At 74.2% G+C, this 18162-nt stretch carries 15 protein-coding genes; 6 read left to right on the forward strand and 9 right to left on the reverse strand.

The annotated features are described in order from the left end of the window. Positions 1-110: 110 nt before the first annotated feature. Positions 111-1427, forward strand: coding sequence for a D-arabinono-1,4-lactone oxidase (locus OG455_RS13100; protein ID WP_266293295.1), 1317 nt, complete (start codon positions 111-113; stop codon positions 1425-1427). A 12-nt stretch (positions 1428-1439) separates the two neighbouring features. Here the strand turns inward: OG455_RS13100 and OG455_RS13105 are convergent, their stop codons facing one another. Continuing rightward, positions 1440-2276: a hypothetical protein gene (locus OG455_RS13105; RefSeq protein WP_266293297.1), complete on the reverse strand. Its 837-nt coding sequence runs from the start codon at positions 2274-2276 to the stop codon at positions 1440-1442. A gap of 556 nt (positions 2277-2832) precedes the next feature. Between OG455_RS13105 and sepH the strand changes: the two genes are divergently transcribed. After that, positions 2833-3924: a septation protein SepH gene (gene sepH, locus OG455_RS13110; RefSeq protein ID WP_266293299.1), complete on the forward strand. Its 1092-nt coding sequence runs from the start codon at positions 2833-2835 to the stop codon at positions 3922-3924. 56 nt (positions 3925-3980) lie between these two features. On the opposite strand, the gene OG455_RS13115 is transcribed toward sepH, so the two are convergent. Next, complete coding sequence (locus OG455_RS13115) at positions 3981-4889, reverse strand: sulfurtransferase (protein ID WP_266293301.1); 909 nt, start codon at positions 4887-4889, stop codon at positions 3981-3983. 178 nt (positions 4890-5067) lie between these two features. Here OG455_RS13115 and OG455_RS13120 point away from each other — a divergent pair, with 178 nt between their 5' ends. Beyond that, complete coding sequence (locus OG455_RS13120) at positions 5068-5844, forward strand: VOC family protein (RefSeq protein ID WP_266293303.1); 777 nt, start codon at positions 5068-5070, stop codon at positions 5842-5844. 34 nt (positions 5845-5878) lie between these two features. On the opposite strand, the gene OG455_RS13125 is transcribed toward OG455_RS13120, so the two are convergent. From OG455_RS13125 to OG455_RS13140, 4 genes are all read right to left on the reverse strand, one after another. Then, on the reverse strand, positions 5879-6529 hold the full coding sequence (locus OG455_RS13125; protein ID WP_266293305.1) for a thymidine kinase: 651 nt from the start codon (positions 6527-6529) through the stop codon (positions 5879-5881). Positions 6530-6635: 106 nt separating this feature from the next. Then, the gene (locus OG455_RS13130) at positions 6636-7823 is read right to left on the reverse strand and encodes an alkaline phosphatase family protein (protein ID WP_266293307.1); all 1188 of its coding nucleotides are present in this window, start codon (positions 7821-7823) and stop codon (positions 6636-6638) included. A gap of 10 nt (positions 7824-7833) precedes the next feature. Beyond that, positions 7834-8421: a DUF5998 family protein gene (locus OG455_RS13135; protein WP_266293309.1), complete on the reverse strand. Its 588-nt coding sequence runs from the start codon at positions 8419-8421 to the stop codon at positions 7834-7836. Between the two features lie 117 nt (positions 8422-8538). Beyond that, positions 8539-11346, reverse strand: coding sequence for a GNAT family N-acetyltransferase (locus OG455_RS13140; RefSeq protein ID WP_266293311.1), 2808 nt, complete (start codon positions 11344-11346; stop codon positions 8539-8541). A 150-nt stretch (positions 11347-11496) separates the two neighbouring features. Here OG455_RS13140 and OG455_RS13145 point away from each other — a divergent pair, with 150 nt between their 5' ends. The 3 genes from OG455_RS13145 (at position 11497) to OG455_RS13155 (ending at position 13646) form a co-directional block, all read left to right on the forward strand. Further along, on the forward strand, positions 11497-11778 hold the full coding sequence (locus tag OG455_RS13145; protein WP_266293313.1) for an HPr family phosphocarrier protein: 282 nt from the start codon (positions 11497-11499) through the stop codon (positions 11776-11778). 169 nt (positions 11779-11947) lie between these two features. After that, the gene (locus OG455_RS13150; protein WP_266293315.1) at positions 11948-12742 is read left to right on the forward strand and encodes a GNAT family N-acetyltransferase; all 795 of its coding nucleotides are present in this window, start codon (positions 11948-11950) and stop codon (positions 12740-12742) included. 154 nt (positions 12743-12896) lie between these two features. Beyond that, positions 12897-13646 carry a cyclopropane-fatty-acyl-phospholipid synthase family protein gene (locus OG455_RS13155; RefSeq protein WP_266293317.1) on the forward strand — a complete coding sequence of 250 codons (750 nt, stop codon included), beginning with the start codon at positions 12897-12899 and terminating at the stop codon, positions 13644-13646. A 21-nt stretch (positions 13647-13667) separates the two neighbouring features. Here the strand turns inward: OG455_RS13155 and OG455_RS13160 are convergent, their stop codons facing one another. The 3 genes from OG455_RS13160 to OG455_RS13170 all read right to left on the reverse strand — a co-directional run bounded on the left by OG455_RS13160 (position 13668) and on the right by OG455_RS13170 (position 18011). Beyond that, positions 13668-14861, reverse strand: coding sequence for an RtcB family protein (locus OG455_RS13160; protein WP_266293319.1), 1194 nt, complete (start codon positions 14859-14861; stop codon positions 13668-13670). Between the two features lie 406 nt (positions 14862-15267). After that, positions 15268-16656 (reverse strand): pitrilysin family protein, encoded by a 1389-nt coding sequence (locus tag OG455_RS13165; protein WP_266293321.1) that lies wholly within the window; start codon positions 16654-16656, stop codon positions 15268-15270. Further along, entirely contained in the window at positions 16653-18011 is a 1359-nt protein-coding gene (locus tag OG455_RS13170) for a pitrilysin family protein (protein ID WP_266293323.1), read from the reverse strand. Before OG455_RS13170 ends, OG455_RS13165 begins: the two co-directional genes overlap by 4 nt. Positions 18012-18162 lie beyond the last annotated feature (151 nt).

Genomic DNA, 18162 nt, shown 5'->3' on the forward strand with positions numbered 1-18162 from the left:
AGGATGCGAACCGCTCCTTGAGACGGGCGCCCGTGCCCGTAGACCGTGGGAGTGCCGGTGGCTAGGCTCCCTACCCACTGGTAACGCACCCGTCGCAGGGAGGCCCTTGCATGCCCGCCACTGTCACCGCCGGCCGCTGGACCAACTGGGCGGGCAATCAGAGTGCCGAGCCCAGCCAGGTGGCCACCCCGGCCTCGGCCGAGGAACTGGCCGCGGTGGTCCGGCGGGCCGCCGAGCAGGGCCGCACGGTCAAGGCGGTCGGCTCGGGGCACTCCTTCACCGCGATCGCCGCACCGGGCGACGGCGTCCTGGTGCGGCCCGAGGGGCTGCGCGCGGTGCGCGAGCTGGACCGCGCGGCCGGCACCGTCACGGTGGAGGCCGGGCTGCCGCTGTCCGCGCTCAACCGGCTGCTGGCGGCGGCCGGCCTGTCGCTGACCAACATGGGCGACATCGACGTGCAGACCGTGGCAGGCGCGACCAGCACCGGCACCCACGGCACCGGGCGCGACTCGGCCTCGCTGGCGGCGCAGCTCACCGCGGCGGAGATCGTGCTCGCCGACGGCAGCATCCGGCAGTGCTCGCCGACCGAGGACCCCGAGCTCTTCGCGGGCGCCCGGCTGGGCCTGGGCGCGCTCGGCGTGCTCAGCGCACTCACCTTCGCGGTCGAGCCCGCCTTCCTGCTGACCGCGCACGAGCAGCCGATGGGCTTCGCGGAGGTGATCGACTCCTTCGAGGAGCTCAGCTCGGTCAACGAGCACTTCGAGTTCTACTGGTTCCCGCACACCGACCGGTGCAGCACCAAGCGCAACAACCGCAGCCAGGGGCCGGCCGCCCCACTGCCCGGCTTCAAGGCCTGGCTGGAGGACGACTTCCTCTCCAACACCGTCTGGGAGGGTGTCTGCCGGATCGGCCGGGCCTTCCCGCGGAGCATCCCGACGATCGCCGCCGTGGCCAGCCGGGTCTGGTCCGAGCGGACCTACACCGACACCTCCCACCGGGTCTTCACCAGCCCGCGCAAGGTCCGCTTCACCGAGATGGAGTACGCCGTGCCGCGCGCGGCGGCCACCGAGGTGCTGCGCGAGCTGAAGACGCTGGTGGAGCGGAACGACTGGCGGATCAGCTTCCCGGTGGAGGTGCGCTGCGCCCCCGCCGACGACCTGTGGCTCTCCACCGCCGGCGGCCGGGACAGCGTCTACATCGCGGTGCACCTCTACCGGGGCACCGCCGAACAGGGCTACTTCACCGCCGTCGAGCAGTTGATGACCGCGCACCAGGGGCGTCCGCACTGGGGCAAGCTGCACAGCAGGGACGCCGAGTACCTGGCCGGCGTCTACCCGCACTTCAAGGACTTCACCGAGCTGCGCGACCGGGTCGACCCCGAGCGGCGGTTCGCCAACGCCTACCTGCGCCGGGTGCTCGGGGCCTGAGCACGGCGGCGGTCAGGGCGAGGCGGGCGCACCGGTCGGCGTGTGCTCGCCGGCCGGTGCCGAGGCCGGCCCGGTCCCCGGGTCCGCGGCGCCCGCACCCGGCGTGCCCGACCCGGACGCGCCGGCCGGGCCGCTCGGGGAGGCCGGCGGGCTCACCGCACCGGTGCCCCGCGTGCTGGACGGCGAGGACGAGGTGGACGGCGCGGCGCTGGACGGAGCGGACGGCGTCGGTGACGGCGAGGTGGTCGCCCGGCCCGCGCCACCGGTGCCGCTCGGGCTCGGCGGCGCGGCCGGAGCGCCGCCGGTCGGCTTCGCGGGCGAGGGCTCGCTCCGCTTGCCGCCGCCGCTGGGGAAGACCGAGGTGCCGCCGCCGTCCTGGCCGGTGGTCAGCGCGTGCACGGTCTGCCCGGTGGCCAGCTCGACCACCAGGATCGGCGCCATCGCCAGGACGAAGACCAGGGCGGAGAGCGCCGCGTAGGTCTTCCAGCCGCGCCGCCGCCGGGCCCGGAAGACTCCGGAGTCGTTCCACTCGCCGCCCGGCTCCGCCTGCCAGGTGGCCGGCAGCGGCGCGGTGTCGGTGAGCGGGACCTGCCGCAGCCCGTTGACCGCCCGCCCCGGGGAGCGGTCGGTGGCCTCCCGCAGCTGCTCACCGGTGCGCCGGAAGAGGTGCTGGAAGATCGCGCCCCCGGTGGTGGCGCCGACGCTGACCACGGCCGCGCCGATGATCGTCCCGTACACCCCCAGCTCGGAGGCGAGCACCGCGCCGACCACGGCGGCCAGCGCGCTGGCGCTGACCTGGGCCAGGCTCAGATCGATCCGGCGGGTGGCCCGCTGCTTCTCGTCCGGCATCGGCGCCCCTTGTCAGGTCATGGTCGGTCGGTATTTCGTCAGGTCGGCTCAGCAGACTCGTCGCTCAGTCCGATAAGCCCGCTCATTGTGCACAAAGAAGGACACAAGGGTCGAAAATCCGGTTTCTTCCAGTCGATATATGTGAAGATGATCACCGTCAGCTGATCAGGGGTCCGCCATCGGAGTCTTCGCTCTTGAGATTCCCGTGAATCGCGGGAGACTTGAGCGGCGAGCCGCCCCTGTGGATGCCACGAATGGAGTACTGTTCGTGAAGCCTGAGCCTTCGGTCATCCTCTCGACTGCCCTACCTGCGACAGTCGATATGAGAGCCTCGGCCCAGGCACGCACGGCGGCGCTCGACCCGAACCGTCGCTCCACCATCCACGTGCGGGGAACGGCCGGAACAGCTGACGCCGCGTCAGAGAATGACGCGGCGAACAGGCCACCGTGCCACAGCGGTGCAATCGGACGGAAGTCCGACACACCGGAGAACTCTGCAAGGTTGTGGCAAGTCGCCAGTGGGCAGGCCACACTCAGTACGGGAGCAGCGACGCAGGTGACGTCGGCAGGCACCACCCGGGAGGTAACCGTGCCCGAACTGCGGGTTGTGGCCGTCAGCAACGACGGCACACGGCTGGTGCTCAAGGCTGCCGACAGCACGGAGTACACCCTTCCCATCGACGAGCGGCTGCGCGCCGCCATTCGCGGTGACCGCCCGCGCCTCGGCCAGATCGAGATCGAGGTCGAGAGCCACCTGCGCCCCCGGGACATCCAGGCGCGGATACGAGCCGGCGCCTCCGCCGAGGAGGTCGCCCAGGCGGCCGGGATCTCGGTGGACCGGGTGCGCCGCTTCGAGGGTCCGGTGCTGGCCGAGCGCGCCTTCATGGCCGAGCGGGCCCGCAAGACCCCGATCCGTCGCCCCGGCGAGTCCACCGGTCCGCAGCTGGGCGAGGCCGTGGCCGAGCGCCTGGTGCTGCGCGCCGCCGAGAAGGACACCGAGCGCTGGGACTCCTGGCGGCGTGACGACGGCACCTGGGAGGTGTCCCTCTCCTACCGCTCGGACGGCGAGGGCCGCACCGCGAGCTGGACGTACGACCCGCCCCGGCGCCTGGTCCAGCCGAACGACGACGAAGCCCGCGCGCTGATCGGCGAGAGCGTCGAACGGGAGGACGAGCAGGTCTTCCCGTTCATCCCGCGGATCGCCCGGCTGCCGCACGACCGCCCGCTGCGCCCGATGATCGAGCGGCCTTCGGCCGACCGGATCATGTCACCGCCCGAACGGCTGCCGGCCAGGGAGGCCGTCGCGGCCGCCGAGGCACGGGATTCGCTGACCAGCCTGCTGGACGTGGTCCCGGCCTTCCGGGGCGACCTGGCGGTGGGCCCCTCGGCGATCGAGGCCGCCCCGGTCGAGGAGGGCCAGGAGGCCGCCGAGCCGGCAGCCGCCGCTGCCGCTGCCGCTCCTGCCGTCGGCGCCGGCTCGGCGTACGCGGACATCCTGATGCCGCGTGCGGTCGCCCCGCACCGGGAGCGGCTGGTCGGCACCACCGACCGGCAGGCCGAGGCGGACGGCGTGCGGCCCGGCCGCCGGGCCACCGTGCCCAGCTGGGACGAGATCGTCTTCGGCAGCAGGCGCAAGAAGCAGGACTGACGCACCGTCACGCGCGGGCGGCCGCCCCGAGGTGGCCGCCCGCGCGTGACGCGCGGTCAGCCGCGCTCGGCGCCGGTCGCCACCGGCCGCCGCGGGTCATTCGACCACTCGCTCCACGAGCCCGGGTAGAGCGCCACCCGCTGCCCGGCCACCGCGAGCGCCAGCGCCTGGTGCGCCGCCGTGACACCCGAGCCGCAGTAGACGCCGACCGGCTGCCCGTCCACGCCCAGCGTGCGGAACCGCGCCACCAGCTCGGCGAGCGGACGGAAGCGCCCGTCCTCGGCGTTGTTCTCGAAGGTGGGCGCGCTGACCGCGCCGGGGATGTGACCCGCCCGGGGGTCCAGCGGCTCGACCTCGCCCCGGTAGCGCTCCGCCGCGCGGGCGTCCAGCAGCAGGCCGGTGCGGGCCAGCTCGGCGGCCTGGTCGCCGTCCAGCGTCGGCAGCCCGCCGGGCACGGCGGCGAAGTCGCCCTCGGCCGGGGCCGGCACCTCGGTGCTCTCGGGCTGCCCGGCCGCGCGCCAGGCGGCGATGCCGCCGTCCAGCACCCGGACGTCCTGGTGGCCCGCCCAGCGCAGCACCCACCACGCGCGGGCGGCCGCGGTGGCCGGGCCGCCGTCGTAGACCACCACCGGGCGGTCGGCGCGCACCCCGGCCCGGCGCAGCGCGGCGCCGAGCGCGGCGGGGTCGGGCAGCGGGTGTCGCCCGCCCCGGGCGCCGGCCGGCGGCGCCGCCAGCTCGCGGTCCAGGTCGACGAAGACGGCGTCGGGCAGGTGCCCGAGCGCGTACTCCGCGGCCCCGACCGAGCCGCCCTGGCCCGAGGCGGCGCCCGGGGCGGACAGCTGCCAGCGGATGTCCAGCAGCACCGGCGGCCGCTCGCCGGCCAGTTCCTCCGCCAGTTCCTCGACGCCGATCAGCGGCGAGGGCTCGGTGGGCTTCAGCACGGCGGTGTTCTCGATATCGTCCATGGACGCCATTCTGCTGCCTCACTCACTCCTGTGGCGGTCCTCAAGTGGCGCTCCGTGGTCCTTTGTGCGCTCTTTGCCATGATTTCCGCGCGGGTGCCCGTTCTGCCGCCCGCGCAGGTGGCACCATCTGCCTGGGGCCCGAGCCGCCGGGCCGGGCGCCCGCGCGAGGAGGTCTGGGATGACGGCGGTGAAGGTCAAGGTGGCCCACGGCACGCCCTGCTGGGTGAGTCTGCTGGTCCGGGATCTGGAACGCGCCAAGGCGTTCTACGGTCCGCTGCTGGGGTGGAGCTTCACCCCTGGCCCCACCGAGCTGGGCGCCTACGTGCGGGCCAGCCTGCAGGGGGCCAAGGTGGCCGGGATCGGCCTCGCGCCGGACCGGTCCGCGCTGCCCACCGAGTGGACCACCTACTTCGCCGTGGACAACGCCGATGAGGTCTCGGCCCGGGTGCGCGAGTGCGGCGGCACCGTGGCGGTCGGCCCGCTGCAGTCCGAGGGGGCCGGCCGGCTGGCCGTGGCGGCCGACCTGTCGGGCGCCTTCTTCGGCCTCTGGGAGGGGCAGGACCACCTCGGGTGGGAGGTGGTCGGCGAGCCCGGCGCACCGGTCTGGAGCGAGCTGGTCACCAAGGACGAGCCGCTGGCCGCCGCCTTCTACGGCTCGGTGCTGGGCCGCGCGGTGGTCGAGGCGGACCCCTCGGCGGTGGCCCGCGGCGAGGAGGACGCCACCCTGCGGGTGGAGGGCCACCGGGTGGCGGGGATCAAGCAGACCACCGACCTGCGGGACGGACCGCCGCGCTGGCGGATCTACTTCGCGGTCACGGACGTGGACCTGACGGTGCGCCAGTGCCTGGAGCTGGGCGGGGCGCTGCTGGTCGCGGCACACGACACCCCGTACGGGCGGGTGGCCCGGCTGGCCGACCCGGAGGGCGGGCGGTTCTCGGTGGTGAAGCTGCCGTAGGCCCGCTCCTGCGGAGCTGACGGCCCCGGGCCCGTCAGCTCCGCTCGAAGGGCAGCACGTCCGGCGACAGGGCGGCCGCCCGGGCGGTGGCGGCGGTGAGCCGACGGCGGTGGTGGCGGCGGCAGAGCACCTCGTAGCCGACCTCGTGCTCGTTGACCGCGACGTCGCCGACCACCACCTGCGGCCCCTCGACCACCATCACCCCGCCGACCGTGCGCGCGTTGTGGGTGGCCCTGGCACCGCACCAGCAGAGCGCCTCGACCTGCAGGATCTCCACCCGGTCGGCCAGCTCGATCAACCGCTGCGAGCCGGGGAAGAGCCGGGTGCGGAAGTCGGTGGTGATGCCGAAGGTGAAGACGTCGATGCCCAGCTCGTCCACCACCCGGGCCAGCTGGTCGACCTGCTCGGTGGCGTAGAAGTTGGCCTCGTCGCAGATCAGGTAGTCGACCTTGCCGCCGGCCGAGAGCAGCTGCACCACGTAGTGCTGGAAGTCGAAGCCGTCGGTCACCTCGACCGCCTCGGCGCGCAGGCCCAGGCGGCTGGAGATGGTGGAGGCGCCGGCCCGGTCGTGCCGGGCGAAGATGATCCCCTGCCGACCGCGGGCGGCGTGGTTGTGGTTCATCTGCAGCGCCAGCGTGGACTTGCCGCAGTCCATCGTGCCGGAGAAGAACACCAGATCAGCCATGGGTGAGGCGTGGGCCTTTCGTGAGCCGGTCGGTCGTCGGGCAGGCGGGGCGTCGAGCAGGCGGGGCGTCGGGCAGGCGGGGCGTCGGGCAGGCTGACGCGCGGGGTCAGGTGCGGACTTCGAGCAGCGGGACGAGCTGCTCGACGGGCGTCATCGAGCCGTGCAGCCCGGTCATCGCGGACTCCCCCGGTTCGCTGCGGGAGGCGATCACCGCGATGTCGTCGCGGGCCGCGGCCACCACGTCGCCGATCCGGTGGTAGACCCGGTCGTCGACGGCCGGGCCGAACCAGCCCGCCTCGATCGCCTGGTCCCGGGTGGCCACCCACATCCGGTCGCCGAGCACCTCGCTCCACACGGTGTGCACGTCGGCGGCCGCGCCGGGCACCGCGTAGACGTGCCGGGCCCGCGCCTCGCCACCGAGCAGGGCCACGCCCGCGCTCAGCTCCCAGTCCTCGTCGAAGTCGATCCGGTCCTCGGGCGCGATGTCGATCATGCCGTGGTCGGCGGTGACGTAGAGCGCCGAGCGCGGCGGCAGCTGTTCGGCCAGCCGCACCACCAGCCGGTCGACGCTGTTCAGCATCATCCGCCACTCGTCCGAGTCGACCCCGTAGCGGTGGCCCATCCCGTCCAGCTCGCTGACGTAGGTGTAGACCAGCGCGCGGTCGGCGGAGCCGAGCTGACGGGCCGCCAGGTCCATCCGCTCCTCGCCGGTGGTGCGGCCGAGGAACTCGCCGCCGGACAGCGCCACCCGGGTCAGCGGGGTCTGCGCGAAGAGCGGCGAGGAGACCTGGCTGGCCGCCACGCCCGCCTGGTGCACCCGCTCGAAGACGGTCGGGTAGGGCTGCCAGCTCCGCGGGTCGACCGGCGGCTGCCAGCGCAGCTGGTTCATCAGCTCGCCCCGGCCCGGGATCGCCACCGTGTAGCCGGCCAGGCCGTGCAGTCCGGGCGGCAGGCCGGTGCCGACCGAGGCCAGCGAGGTCGCGGTGGTGGCCGGGAAGCCGGCCGTCAGCGGCCGCCCGGTGCCGCCGAGCGAGCCGGCCAGCAGCGAGTGCAGGAACGGGGCGTACTCGGGGTGGCGGCGGATCAGCTCCCAGCCCATGCCGTCCACCAGGAAGACGCAGACCCGGTCGGCCGGGGCGATCGGCAGCGTGCTGGTGAAGCCCGGGACGCCCAGGCCCGCCGCCACCGAGGGCAGCAGGTCGCAGAGCGACCCGCTGCCGTAGCCGGGCGCCGGTGCGGTGGCCGGGTCGAGCAGCTGGAAGTCGTCATGGCCGTGCGGTGCGAGGTAGGACATCGTCCGGGCCTCAGGCCCTGCTGATGGTGGCCTCGGACAGCGCCCGGGCGAAGACCAGCGCCTGGGACACCGTCTCCGGTCCGTCACCGGCCTCGCTGACCCGAAGCGACAGGTCGTCCGCGGTGGCCGAGCCGGTGTAGCCGTGGTCAGCCTCGCAGTTCGCGTCCGAGCAGCCGGCCGGCTCCAGGTCGATCCGCTGCACCGCGCCCCAGCCGATGGTCAGCACCACCTCGCGCGGCAGCCGGCCCGGGGTGTACGTCTCCGGGTTGGCGACCATCCGGCTGAGCACCACCGAGCCGATCCGGTCCAGCCGCACGCTCTCGGTGGAGGTGGTCGCGTAGGGCACCGGGCTGGCCGCGTCGGCGGCCTGCTCGTCGGTGTGGCTGACCACGAACCGGGTGGGCGTCAGCACCAGCACCGTGACGTGCCGGCGGACCTCGTTGGCGTCGAACGTGGTCTCCTGGTGGACCAGGTAGGAGCTGATCGGCTCGGAGCCCACCGCGGACTCCACGGCCTCGGACACCAGCGCGGGGTAGTAGCCGCTGCGCTCGATCGCCGAGCGCAGGTCCTGCGTGGTGGTGGTACCGGTCTTCGCCATAACTCCATCCTGGCATGTCCCGCCTACACGGCGGGTTGGACTGCGCCGTCCGTCCGCGCGAACCGGCCACCCCGGAACTGGGGGCGGGCTCTGGCGTGTGGGCGCAACCCAGGAAGATTACAGGGTGCTCATGGCGCGCGGGCCCAGATCGCTGCGGACCGGCAGCGGCGCGATCCGCACCCGCGCGGAGAGCACCGTCAGCCCCCGCGGGGCCACCACCACCGGCTCCAGGTCCACCCCGGCCACCTCGGGCAGGTCGTCCACCAGTTGGGAGACCCGCAGCAGCAGTTCCTCCAGCGCGCCGGTGTCCACCGGGGCCGCGCCCCGCCAGCCGAACAGCAGCGGCGCGGCCCGCACCTCGCGGACCAGCGATGCCACCTCCAGGTCGGTGGCCGGGATCAGCCGGTGCGCCAGGTCGCCGAGCAGTTCGGCCGGGGCGCCGGCCAGCCCGAAGGAGAGGATCGCGCCCGCCGCCGGGTCCACGCTGGCGCCGATCACCGTGTCCACCCCCCGCGCGGCCATCCGCTGCACCACCAGTTCGGCCCGCGCCGCTCCGCCGAGCAGCGCGACCACCTCGCGGTGGGCCCGGCGCAGCCCGTCCTCGTCCGGCAGGTCGAGCCGCACGCCGCCCAGATCGGGGCGGTGGCGCAGGTGGGCGGCGGTGGCCTTGAGCGCGACCGGGTAGCCGAGGAGGCCTGCCGCGGCCACGGCGCGGTCCTCGTCGGGTGCCGGCAGCGCGCGCTGCACGTCGATGCCGTAGTGCGCGAGCAGTTCGGCGCTCTGCTCCTCCGGGAGGGTGAAGCGGGCGCCGCCGGGTTGGGTGCGGGCGGCCTGCGCGGTGCGGGAGTCCAGTGCGCGCCCGACCAGGCGGCGGGCGGCCGCCGCGTCGATCCGGTCGAGCTCGGGGACCCGGGCGGTCTGCTCGGCGCTCTCGGCAGCGCGGCGCCACTGGCCGTAGCGCACGGCGTGTGCCAGGGCGCGCACGGCGCGCTCGGGGGCGGGGTAGGCCGGGACGGGGTGCTCACCGGCGCTCAGCACGGCCGGGAGGTCGGACAGCGCGAGGTGGGTGAGCAGCAGCGGCTTGCCCAGCAGCCGGGCCACCGCGGCGGCGGCCAGCAGGCCCTCGCCGATCGCCGGGTCGGTGGCGGGCAGCGCCGGCTCCTCGCCGACCGCGATGCTCTGGGTGGTCAGCGGCGGAATGGCGACCGCGATCACCGCGTCCACCGCGCTGTCGCGCAGCGCCGTCTCCAGCGCGACCCGCAGGTGCTCGCCGGTGGCGGCCGTGGTCAGGTCGACCGGGGTGCGCGGGCGCAGGCCGGCGCTCAGGCAGGCGTCGTGGGTGAGCAGGCCGAGCGAGTCGGAGTTGCCCACCACGGCCACCCGGTCGCCGGCCGGCAGCGGCTGGTGGGCCAGCAGCTCGCCGGTGTCGAAGAGGTCGGTGATGGTCTCCACCCGGACCACTCCGGCCTGCTGGAAGAGCGCGTCCACGGTGGCGTCGCGCAGGCCGCTCGCGGTCGGCGGCACCGCGTGCCCCGGCGGCAGGCTGCCGGTGTGCCGGGCGCCCTTGACCACCACGATCGGCTTGGCCAGTGCCAGGCGGCGGGCGATCCGGGTGAACTTGCGCGGGTTGCCGAAGGACTCCAGGTAGAGCAGCACCACGTCGGTGGCCTGGTCCTCCTCCCAGTACTGGAGCAGGTCATTGCCGGAGACGTCGGCCCGGTTGCCGACCGAGGCGAAGGAGGAGACGCCGAGCCCGCGCCGGTGCGCCGCCTCCAGCAGCGCCACCCCGATCGCGCCGGACTGGCAGAAGATCCCGAACCGCCCGGCCGCCGGCAGCACCGGGGCGAGCGAGGCATTGAGCGGGTGCTCGGGGTTGGTGCTCAGCAGGCCGAAGGCGTTCGGCCCGATCACCCGCATCCCGGCCGCCCTGGCCTGGCGCACCAGCGCCCGCTGCCGCTCGCGCCCGTCCGCACCGGTCTCGGCATAGCCCGCGGTCACCACCACCAGGCCGCGCACCCCGTGCGCACCGCAGTCGGCGACCACCGCGGGGATCGCCTCGGCCGGCACCGCGAGCACCGCCAGGTCGACCGGCCCCGGGATCTCCAGCACCGAGCGGTGCAGCGGCACGCCCTCCAGCTCGGTGCCCGGCGGGGCGGCGCTGTTCACCGCGTGGACCGGGCCGGCGAAGCTGCCGCGCAGCGCCCGCAGCAGGGCCCGCCCGGCCGAGCGCTCGGTCCGCGAGACCCCGATCACCGCGACCGAACGAGGTGTCAGCAGCCGCTGCACCGAGCGGGCTTCGGCGCGGTGCTCGCGCGCCCGCATCACCGCGAGCGAGGCGGCGGTCTGCTCCAGGTCGAACTCCAGGTGGACCAGGCCGTCGGCGAAGCTGCGCTTCTGGGTGTAGCCGGCGTCGGTGAAGACCTTGGTCATCTTCCGGTTCTCCGGCAGCACCTCGGCGACGAAGCGGCGGATCCCGCGCTCCTGGGCGACCGCCGCGATGTTCTCGAGCAGCGCGGAGGCCACGCCGCGGCCCTGGTGGGCGTCCTGGACCAGGAAGGCCACCTCGGCGTCGGTGCCGCCCTCGCTGGGCCGGCCGTGCTCGTCGATCCGGTCGTAGCGGACGGTGGCGATGAAGCGGTCGCGGACCACCACGGCGAGCGCCACCCGGTCGACGAAGTCGTGGTGGGTGAAGCGCCGCACGTCCTTGTCGGAGAGCCGGGGGTAGGGAGCGAAGAAGCGGAAGTACTTCGACTGGTCCGAGACCAGTGCGTAGAACTCCACCAGACGTTCGGCATCGCCGGGCACGATCGGGCGGATCCGGGCGGTACCGCCGTCGCGCAGCAGGATGTCGGCCTCCCAGTGCTGCGGGTAACCGGGAGTGTCGGAGGCGTCGGCCGGGAGCGCGGGGGCCTGGGGGTCGTCCACAACGGCCAGGCTATCGGGCGGCGGGCCAGATGGCTCCTGGCGAGTGCGCGCGACAGGGTGGCATTGCCCGGGCGTCCGGTTCCGCGCCGGTCGTGCCAGAATGGTCTAGACAACATGTCTGAAATCAGCACCACCTGAAAGGCACGTCTCATGGCTGAGCGCCGCGTCACCATCGGTTGGCCCGAGGGCCTGCACGCCCGTCCCGCCTCCGTCTTCGTGCGGGCGGCGGCCGCCACCGGTGTGCCGGTCACCATCGCCAAGGCCGCCGGAGGCGCCCCGGTCAACGCCGCCTCGATGCTCGGCCTGCTGGCGCTCGGCGCCGCGGGCGGCGAGGAGGTCGTGCTGGCCTCCGACGCCCCCGAGGCCGACGCCGCGCTGGACCGCCTGGCCAAGCTGGTCCAGGAGGGCCTGGACGAGCTGCCCGCGGCCTGACCCGCGCCCCCGGCCCCGACTCCGGCCCCGGCCCCGGCCCCGACTCCGGCTCCGGCTCCGGCTCCGAAGGGGCATCCCGATCGCCGCGGGATGCCCCTTCGGCACGTCGTGGTGCTCGTTCCGCTCCAGCACCTCGTGGCCCTTCGACACCTCGTGCCACAATCGCCGGGTGCGCGAACTGACCATCGACACCGCGGCCGCCGCCGGGCTGGACGAGCTCGGCGAGCCCGGCGCCCACCCGATCATCCGCTGGGCCGCCCAGGGCTTCGCCCCCGGCGTGCGGGCCTTCACCCTGGACGGCGCCGTAGCGGTGGCCTCCCCGGCCCTCTCCTGCCGCGACCGCCTCGCCGTGCACGGCCCCGCCGAGCCCGCCGCCCGGCTGCTCCGCCAGGTGCTGCGCGAGGTCGGCCCCGACTTCCGGCCGATCGGCGAGCACGCGCTGATGACCTCGCTGCTGGCCGCGGTACCCGAGCTGCGGGCGGCCGCCGAGTTCTTCTGGATGGACCTCGCCGGCCCGCCGACCGCACCGGCCCCCTCCGTCCCGAACCAGCACCAGCGCCCGGCCACAGCCCCGACCCCGGCCGCCCGCTGGCTGACCCCCGACGAGCTGCCCGACGCCGCGGCCCTGCTCGACCTGGCCTTCCCCGACTCCTACGCCCACCCCGGGCGCCCCGGCGCCCGCGCCTGGGCCGGCGTCCGGGACCACGAGGGCCGACTCACCGCCCTCGCCGCCGACGCCTGGAGCGCCCCCGACCTCGGCCTGCTGGCCGGCGTCACCGCCCACCCGGTGCACGGCCGCGGCCGCGGGCACGCCGAGGCTGCCTGCCGACTGGTCCTGGACACCCTGGTGCGCCGCTACGGCCGGGCCGGGCTGATGGTGGCCGGGGAGAACGCCGCCGCCATCCGCCTCTACGAGCGCCTGGGCCTGCGCCGGCGCGCGGTACTGGCCGCCTACGTGATCTGACGGATCATCAGGGCCCGTCGTGCCGTGGGCAGTCGGCGCACGGGTCGAGCCGATCCAGGCCCGATCCAGGCCGATCCGGACCGATCCGGACCGAACCCGTGCGGATCCGGACCGAACCCGTGCGGATCCGGCCCGCGGCTGCCAGGCTGGGCGGATGGACCGTCAGGAGCGCTCCCGCCTCGCCCACGCCCACCACCCCGTCACCGCCCCGCTCGCCGACGACACCGTGGCCGCACTGCTGCGCCACGCCGTGCGCCGCGGGGACGAGCGGGTCCTGCAACTCGGCTGCGGCAGCGGCGCCTGGCTGCTGCGCGCGCTGGCGGCCCACCCCGAACTGACCGCCGACGGGGTCGACCCCGACCCCGCCGCCCTGACGGACGCCCGGGTCGCCGCCGAACAGCTGGGTCTGGCCCGCCGGCTCGGCCTGCACCACCGGGCGCCCGCCGACTTCACCGCGGCCCGCCCCTACGACCTGCTGCTCTGCGTCGGCGCCACCCCCGCCCTGGGCGGCCTGCTCCCCGCCCTCGCCGCCGCCGAACGCCAGCTGGCCCCCGGCGGCACCCTGCTGCTCGGCCAGGGCTACTGGCAGCGCCCGCCGGAGCAGGCGGCCCGCGACGCCCTCGGCCCCCTCGCCGACGACCTGCGCGACCTGCCCGCCCTCACCGACCTGCTCACCACCGCCGGCTGGCTCCCCGTCCACGGCCACACCAGCACCCGCGCCGAACTCGACGACTACGAGTGGTCCTGGACCGGCTCCCTCACCGCCTGGGCCCTGGACCACCCCGAACACCCCGCCGCCGCCCAGGCCGCCAGCACCGCCACCGACCACCGCACCGCCTGGCTGCACGGCTACCGGGAGGCGTTCGGCTTCGTCACGCTGCTGCTGCGACGGCGGGCGGGCTGACCGGGACGCACCGATGCGACGTCAGCCCTTCACACAGACCACCTGCTTGAGGTGTGCGACCACCTCGACCAGGTCACGCTGCTGATCCATCACCTTCTCGATGGACTTGTACGCCCCTGGGATCTCGTCCACCACACCGCTGTCCTTGCGGCACTCCACACCCCTGGTCTGCTCCTCCAGGTCCTGCGTGGTGAACCGCTTCTTCGCCGCCGTCCGGCTCATCTTCCGCCCCGCGCCGTGCGAGGCGGAGTTGAACGAGTCCAGACTGCCCAAACCGCGGACGATGTACGAACCGGTGCCCATCGAACCGGGGATGATTCCGTAGTCGCCGGAACCGGCCCGGATCGCGCCCTTGCGGGTGACCAGCAGGTCGACGCCGTCGTAGCGCTCCTCGGCGACGTAGTTGTGGTGACAGCTGATCACCGGCTCGAAGGCGACCTTCGCCTTGCGGAACTCACGGCGCAGCACGTCCTGGAAGAGCGCCATCATCATCGCGCGGTTGCGCTTGGCGTACTCCTGGGCCCAGAAGAGGTCCTGGCGGTAGGCGTTCATCTGCGGGGTGTCCGCGATGAAGACGGCGAGGTCGCGGTCGACGATGCCCTGGTTGTGCGGCAGCGAGCGGGCCACCGTCATGTGGTGCTCCGCCAGCTCCTTGCCGATGTTGCGCGACCCGGAGTGCAGCATCAGCCAGACCGAATCGGCCTTATCTACACATACCTCCACGAAGTGGTTGCCGGATCCCAGCGTCCCCATCTGCTGCATCGCCCGCTCGCGCCGCCACTTCACCTCCGGAGCGACCTGGTCGAAGCGATCCCAGAAGTCGTCCCAGCCCGCCGTGCCGAAACCGTGCAGCGAACGCGGGTCGACCGGCTCGCCGTGCAGGCCGCGGCCGACCGGGATCGCCTGCTCGATCTTGGAGCGCAGCCGGCTGAGGTCGTCGGGCAGGTCGCGGGCGGTGAGCGAGGTCTTCACCGCGCTCATCCCGCAGCCGATGTCCACGCCGACCGCGGCCGGGCAGACCGCGCCGTTCATCGCGATGACGGAGCCGACGGTGGCGCCCTTGCCCAGGTGGACGTCCGGCATCACGGCCAGGCCGTGCAGCCAGGGGAGGGTGGAGATGTTGCGCAGCTGCTGCATCGCGGCGCCCTCGACGGTGGCCGGGTCGGCCCACATCCGGATCGGGACGCGCGCGCCGGGTACCTCGGTGTACGACATGGTGAGACTGACCCCCAAAGGTCGACAAGATCAAGGGTAGGACCGCCACGCGAAGCATCCGGCGTGGCCCGGGAAGACTGTGGCAACGAAGGGCTGTGGCAACGAAGAGCTACGGCAACGAAGGGCCGCGGGAAACGAAGACCGCGGTAGCGAGAGCTACCGCAGGCGCGGCCCGGCGACGGGCTCAGGCAGCGCGGCGGCGGCGCAGCGAGGCGGGGGAAGCGGCAGGCCTCGGGGAGCGTGGAGCGCTGCTGCGCCTGCTGGTTGGCTCGACCCGCATGGTGACCGCCTCCTCTCCGTCCGTTCGGTGGTGCCCATCAACTCACGACGCGCGCGTGCCCCGCAACGGAAATACGCCGGAGGCCTGGCGGGCTCGCCCGCCAGGCCTCCTGATGGAGCGTCAGCCTCAGTTGGTGACGACCGTGACCTCGCCGATGCCCAGTTCCTTGACCGGCCCGGCGATCACCGAGGCGTCGCCGACCAGCACGGTCACCAGTCGCTCGGGCGGGAACGCGGCCACCACGGCGGCGGTGGCGGCGGCGGTGTCGAGGGCCGCCAGCTGCTGGTAGACCTCGGCCTGGAAGTCGTCGGCCAGGTGCTGCTCCACCTGGTCTGCCAGGGTGGCGGCGACCGATCCGGCGGTCTCGTACTTCAGCGGCGCGACGCCGACCAGGAACTGCACGGCCTCCTCACGCTCGCCGTCGGTGAGGCCTTCGGCGGCCAGGGTGCGCAGGATGGCCCAGGTGTCGGCCAGCGCGGGGGCGGTGGAGTCGGTGTCCACCGACCCGCTGATCGCCAGCAGCGCCCGGCCCGAGCCGTCGGCGGCGGAGCGCAGCGGCTGGGCGAAGGCCCGCACGCCGTACGTGTAGCCCTTCTCCTCGCGCAGCACCCGGTCCAGCCGGGAGGTGAGGGTGCCGCCCAGGCAGTAGGTGCCCAGGATCTGCGCGGCCCAGGCGGGGTCGTGCCGGTCGGGACCGATCCGGCCGATCAGCACCTGGGTCTGCACCGAGCCGGGCCGGTCGACGATGATCACCCGTCCGGCGTCGTCGGCGTTGACCGCGGCGCTGCCGCTGGGGGCGGCCTGCTCGCCGCTCCAGCGGCCCAGGGTGGACTCCAGCAGGGCCGGCAGGTCGGTGCCGGTCAGGTCGCCGACGACCACCAGGGTGGCGGTGGCGGGGCGGACGTGCTCGGCGTAGAAGGCCTGGACGGCCGCGCGGTCGATCCGCTTGACCGTCTCGGCGGTGCCCGAGCGGGGGCGGGAGAGTCGGTCGGCGGCGTCGAACAGCTCGGCGTAGAGCGCCTTGGCGGCGCGCCGGGCCGGATTGGCCTGCTCGTGGACGATCTCGTCCAGCCGGTTGGCGACCAGCCGCTCGATCTCGTCGGCGGGCAGCGCGGGGGCCCGCAGCGCGTCGGCGAGCAGGCTCAGGCCGCGCTCCAGGCGGGAGACCGGGACCTCCAGGATCACCCGGATGCACGGGTGGTCGGCGTGCGCGTCCAGGGTGGCCCCGGCCCGCTCCAGCTCGCCGGCGAACTCCTCGGCGGTGAGCGTGTCGGTGCCCTCGCTGAGCGCCCGGGCGAGGATGGTGGCCACGCCGTCCAGGCCCTCGGGCTCGGCGGCCAGCGGCGCGTCGAGCAGCACCTCGACGGCGACCAGCTGCTGCCCGGGGCGGTCGCAGTGCAGCACCGTCAGGCCGTTGGCCAGGGCGGTGCGCTCGGGTGCGGGGAACGCCCAGGGGGTGGGCGTGCCGGGCTCCGGCTGCGGGTGGAAGGTCATGGCGGGAACGTAGGCGCTCATGCGGCGTCCTCCTCGGCGGCGCCGGCGGCGTCAGCGTCGGCGGCGTCGTGGTCAGCGGTGGCGGGGAGCGGCTCGTAGACCAGGACCGCTCGGTTGTCGGGACGCAGGTGGGCGGCGGCGACCGCCTTGACCTCCTCGGCGGTGACGTCGAGCACCTTGGCGAGGGCGCTGTTCACCAGCTTGGGATCGCCGAACAGGACGGCGTAGCGGCAGAGTTCGTCCGCCCGACCGGCGACCGTGGTGAGCCGGTCCAGCCACTCGCGTTCGATCTGGGCCTGCGCGCGCTCCAGTTCGGCCGCGGTGGGGCCCTCGGCGGCGAAGCGGGCCAGTTCCTCGTCGACGGCGATCTCGATCTGCGCGATGGTGGCCTCGCCCGAGGTCTTGACGTCCAGCCAGCCCAGCGAGGGGGCGCCGGCCAGCCGCAGCAGGCCGAAGCCGGCCGAGACGGCGGTTCGGTCGCGGCGGACCAGCCGGTTGTAGAGGCGGCTGGACTCGCCGGAGCCGAGCACGGTGAGCGCCAGGTCGGCGGCGTCGGCCTCGCGGGTGCCGTCCTGCGGCAGCCGGTAGGCGGCCATCAGCGCGCGGGACGGGACCTCCTCCTCGACCAGCTCGCGGACCTCCTCGCCCATGATGTCGGGCAGCGCGCCGTCGCGCGGGGGCTGCTTGCCGTCGTGGGCGGGGATGCTGCCGAAGTACTTCTCGACCCAGGCGACGGTCTGCTCGGGGTCGATGTCGCCGACCACCGAGAGCACCGCGTTGTTGGGCGCGTAGTAGGTGCGGAAGAACGCCCGGGCGTCCTCCAGGGTGGCGGCGTCCAGATCGGTCATCGAGCCGATCGGGGTGTGGTGGTACGGGTGGTCGCCGGGGAAGGAGAGCGCGGTGAGCTTCTCGAAGGCGGTGCCGTAGGGCACGTTGTCGTAGCGCTGGCGGCGCTCGTTCTTGACCACGTCGCGCTGGTTCTCCATCGACGCGTCGTCGAGGGCGGCCAGCAGCGATCCCATCCGGTCGGCCTCCAGCCAGAGGGCGAGCTCCAGCTGGTGGGTCGGCATGGTCTCGAAGTAGTTGGTGCGCTCGAAGCTGGTGGTGCCGTTGAGCGAACCGCCGGCGCCCTGGACCAGTTCGAAGTGCCCGTTGTTGGAGACGTTGGCGGAGCCCTGGAACATCAGGTGCTCGAAGAGGTGCGCCAGCCCGGTACGGCCCTTCACCTCGTGGCGGGAGCCCACGTCGTACCAGAGGCAGACGGCGGCGACCGGGGTGAGGTGGTCCTCGGAGAGCACCACGCGCAGGCCGTTGGCCAGGCGGTGCTCGGTGATGGCGATGCCTCCGTTGTCGGAGGCGGAGGCCGGGTTGGCCATGCGCTCGGGTCCTTCCCGTCAGGTTGGGGTCGGGGGGAACGTCGGGTCGTGCGGTCCCCATTGTGGTGTAACGCGTACGGTGCCGGGATGTGTCCGCGCGCGCTGCCCGTTCGCCAGCGGCGGAAGCCGTACCGGCCCGGTGGGAGCCGCC

This window comes from Kitasatospora sp. NBC_01287 (genome assembly GCF_026340565.1).
In the GTDB taxonomy this organism is placed as follows: Bacteria; Actinomycetota; Actinomycetes; order Streptomycetales; family Streptomycetaceae; genus Kitasatospora.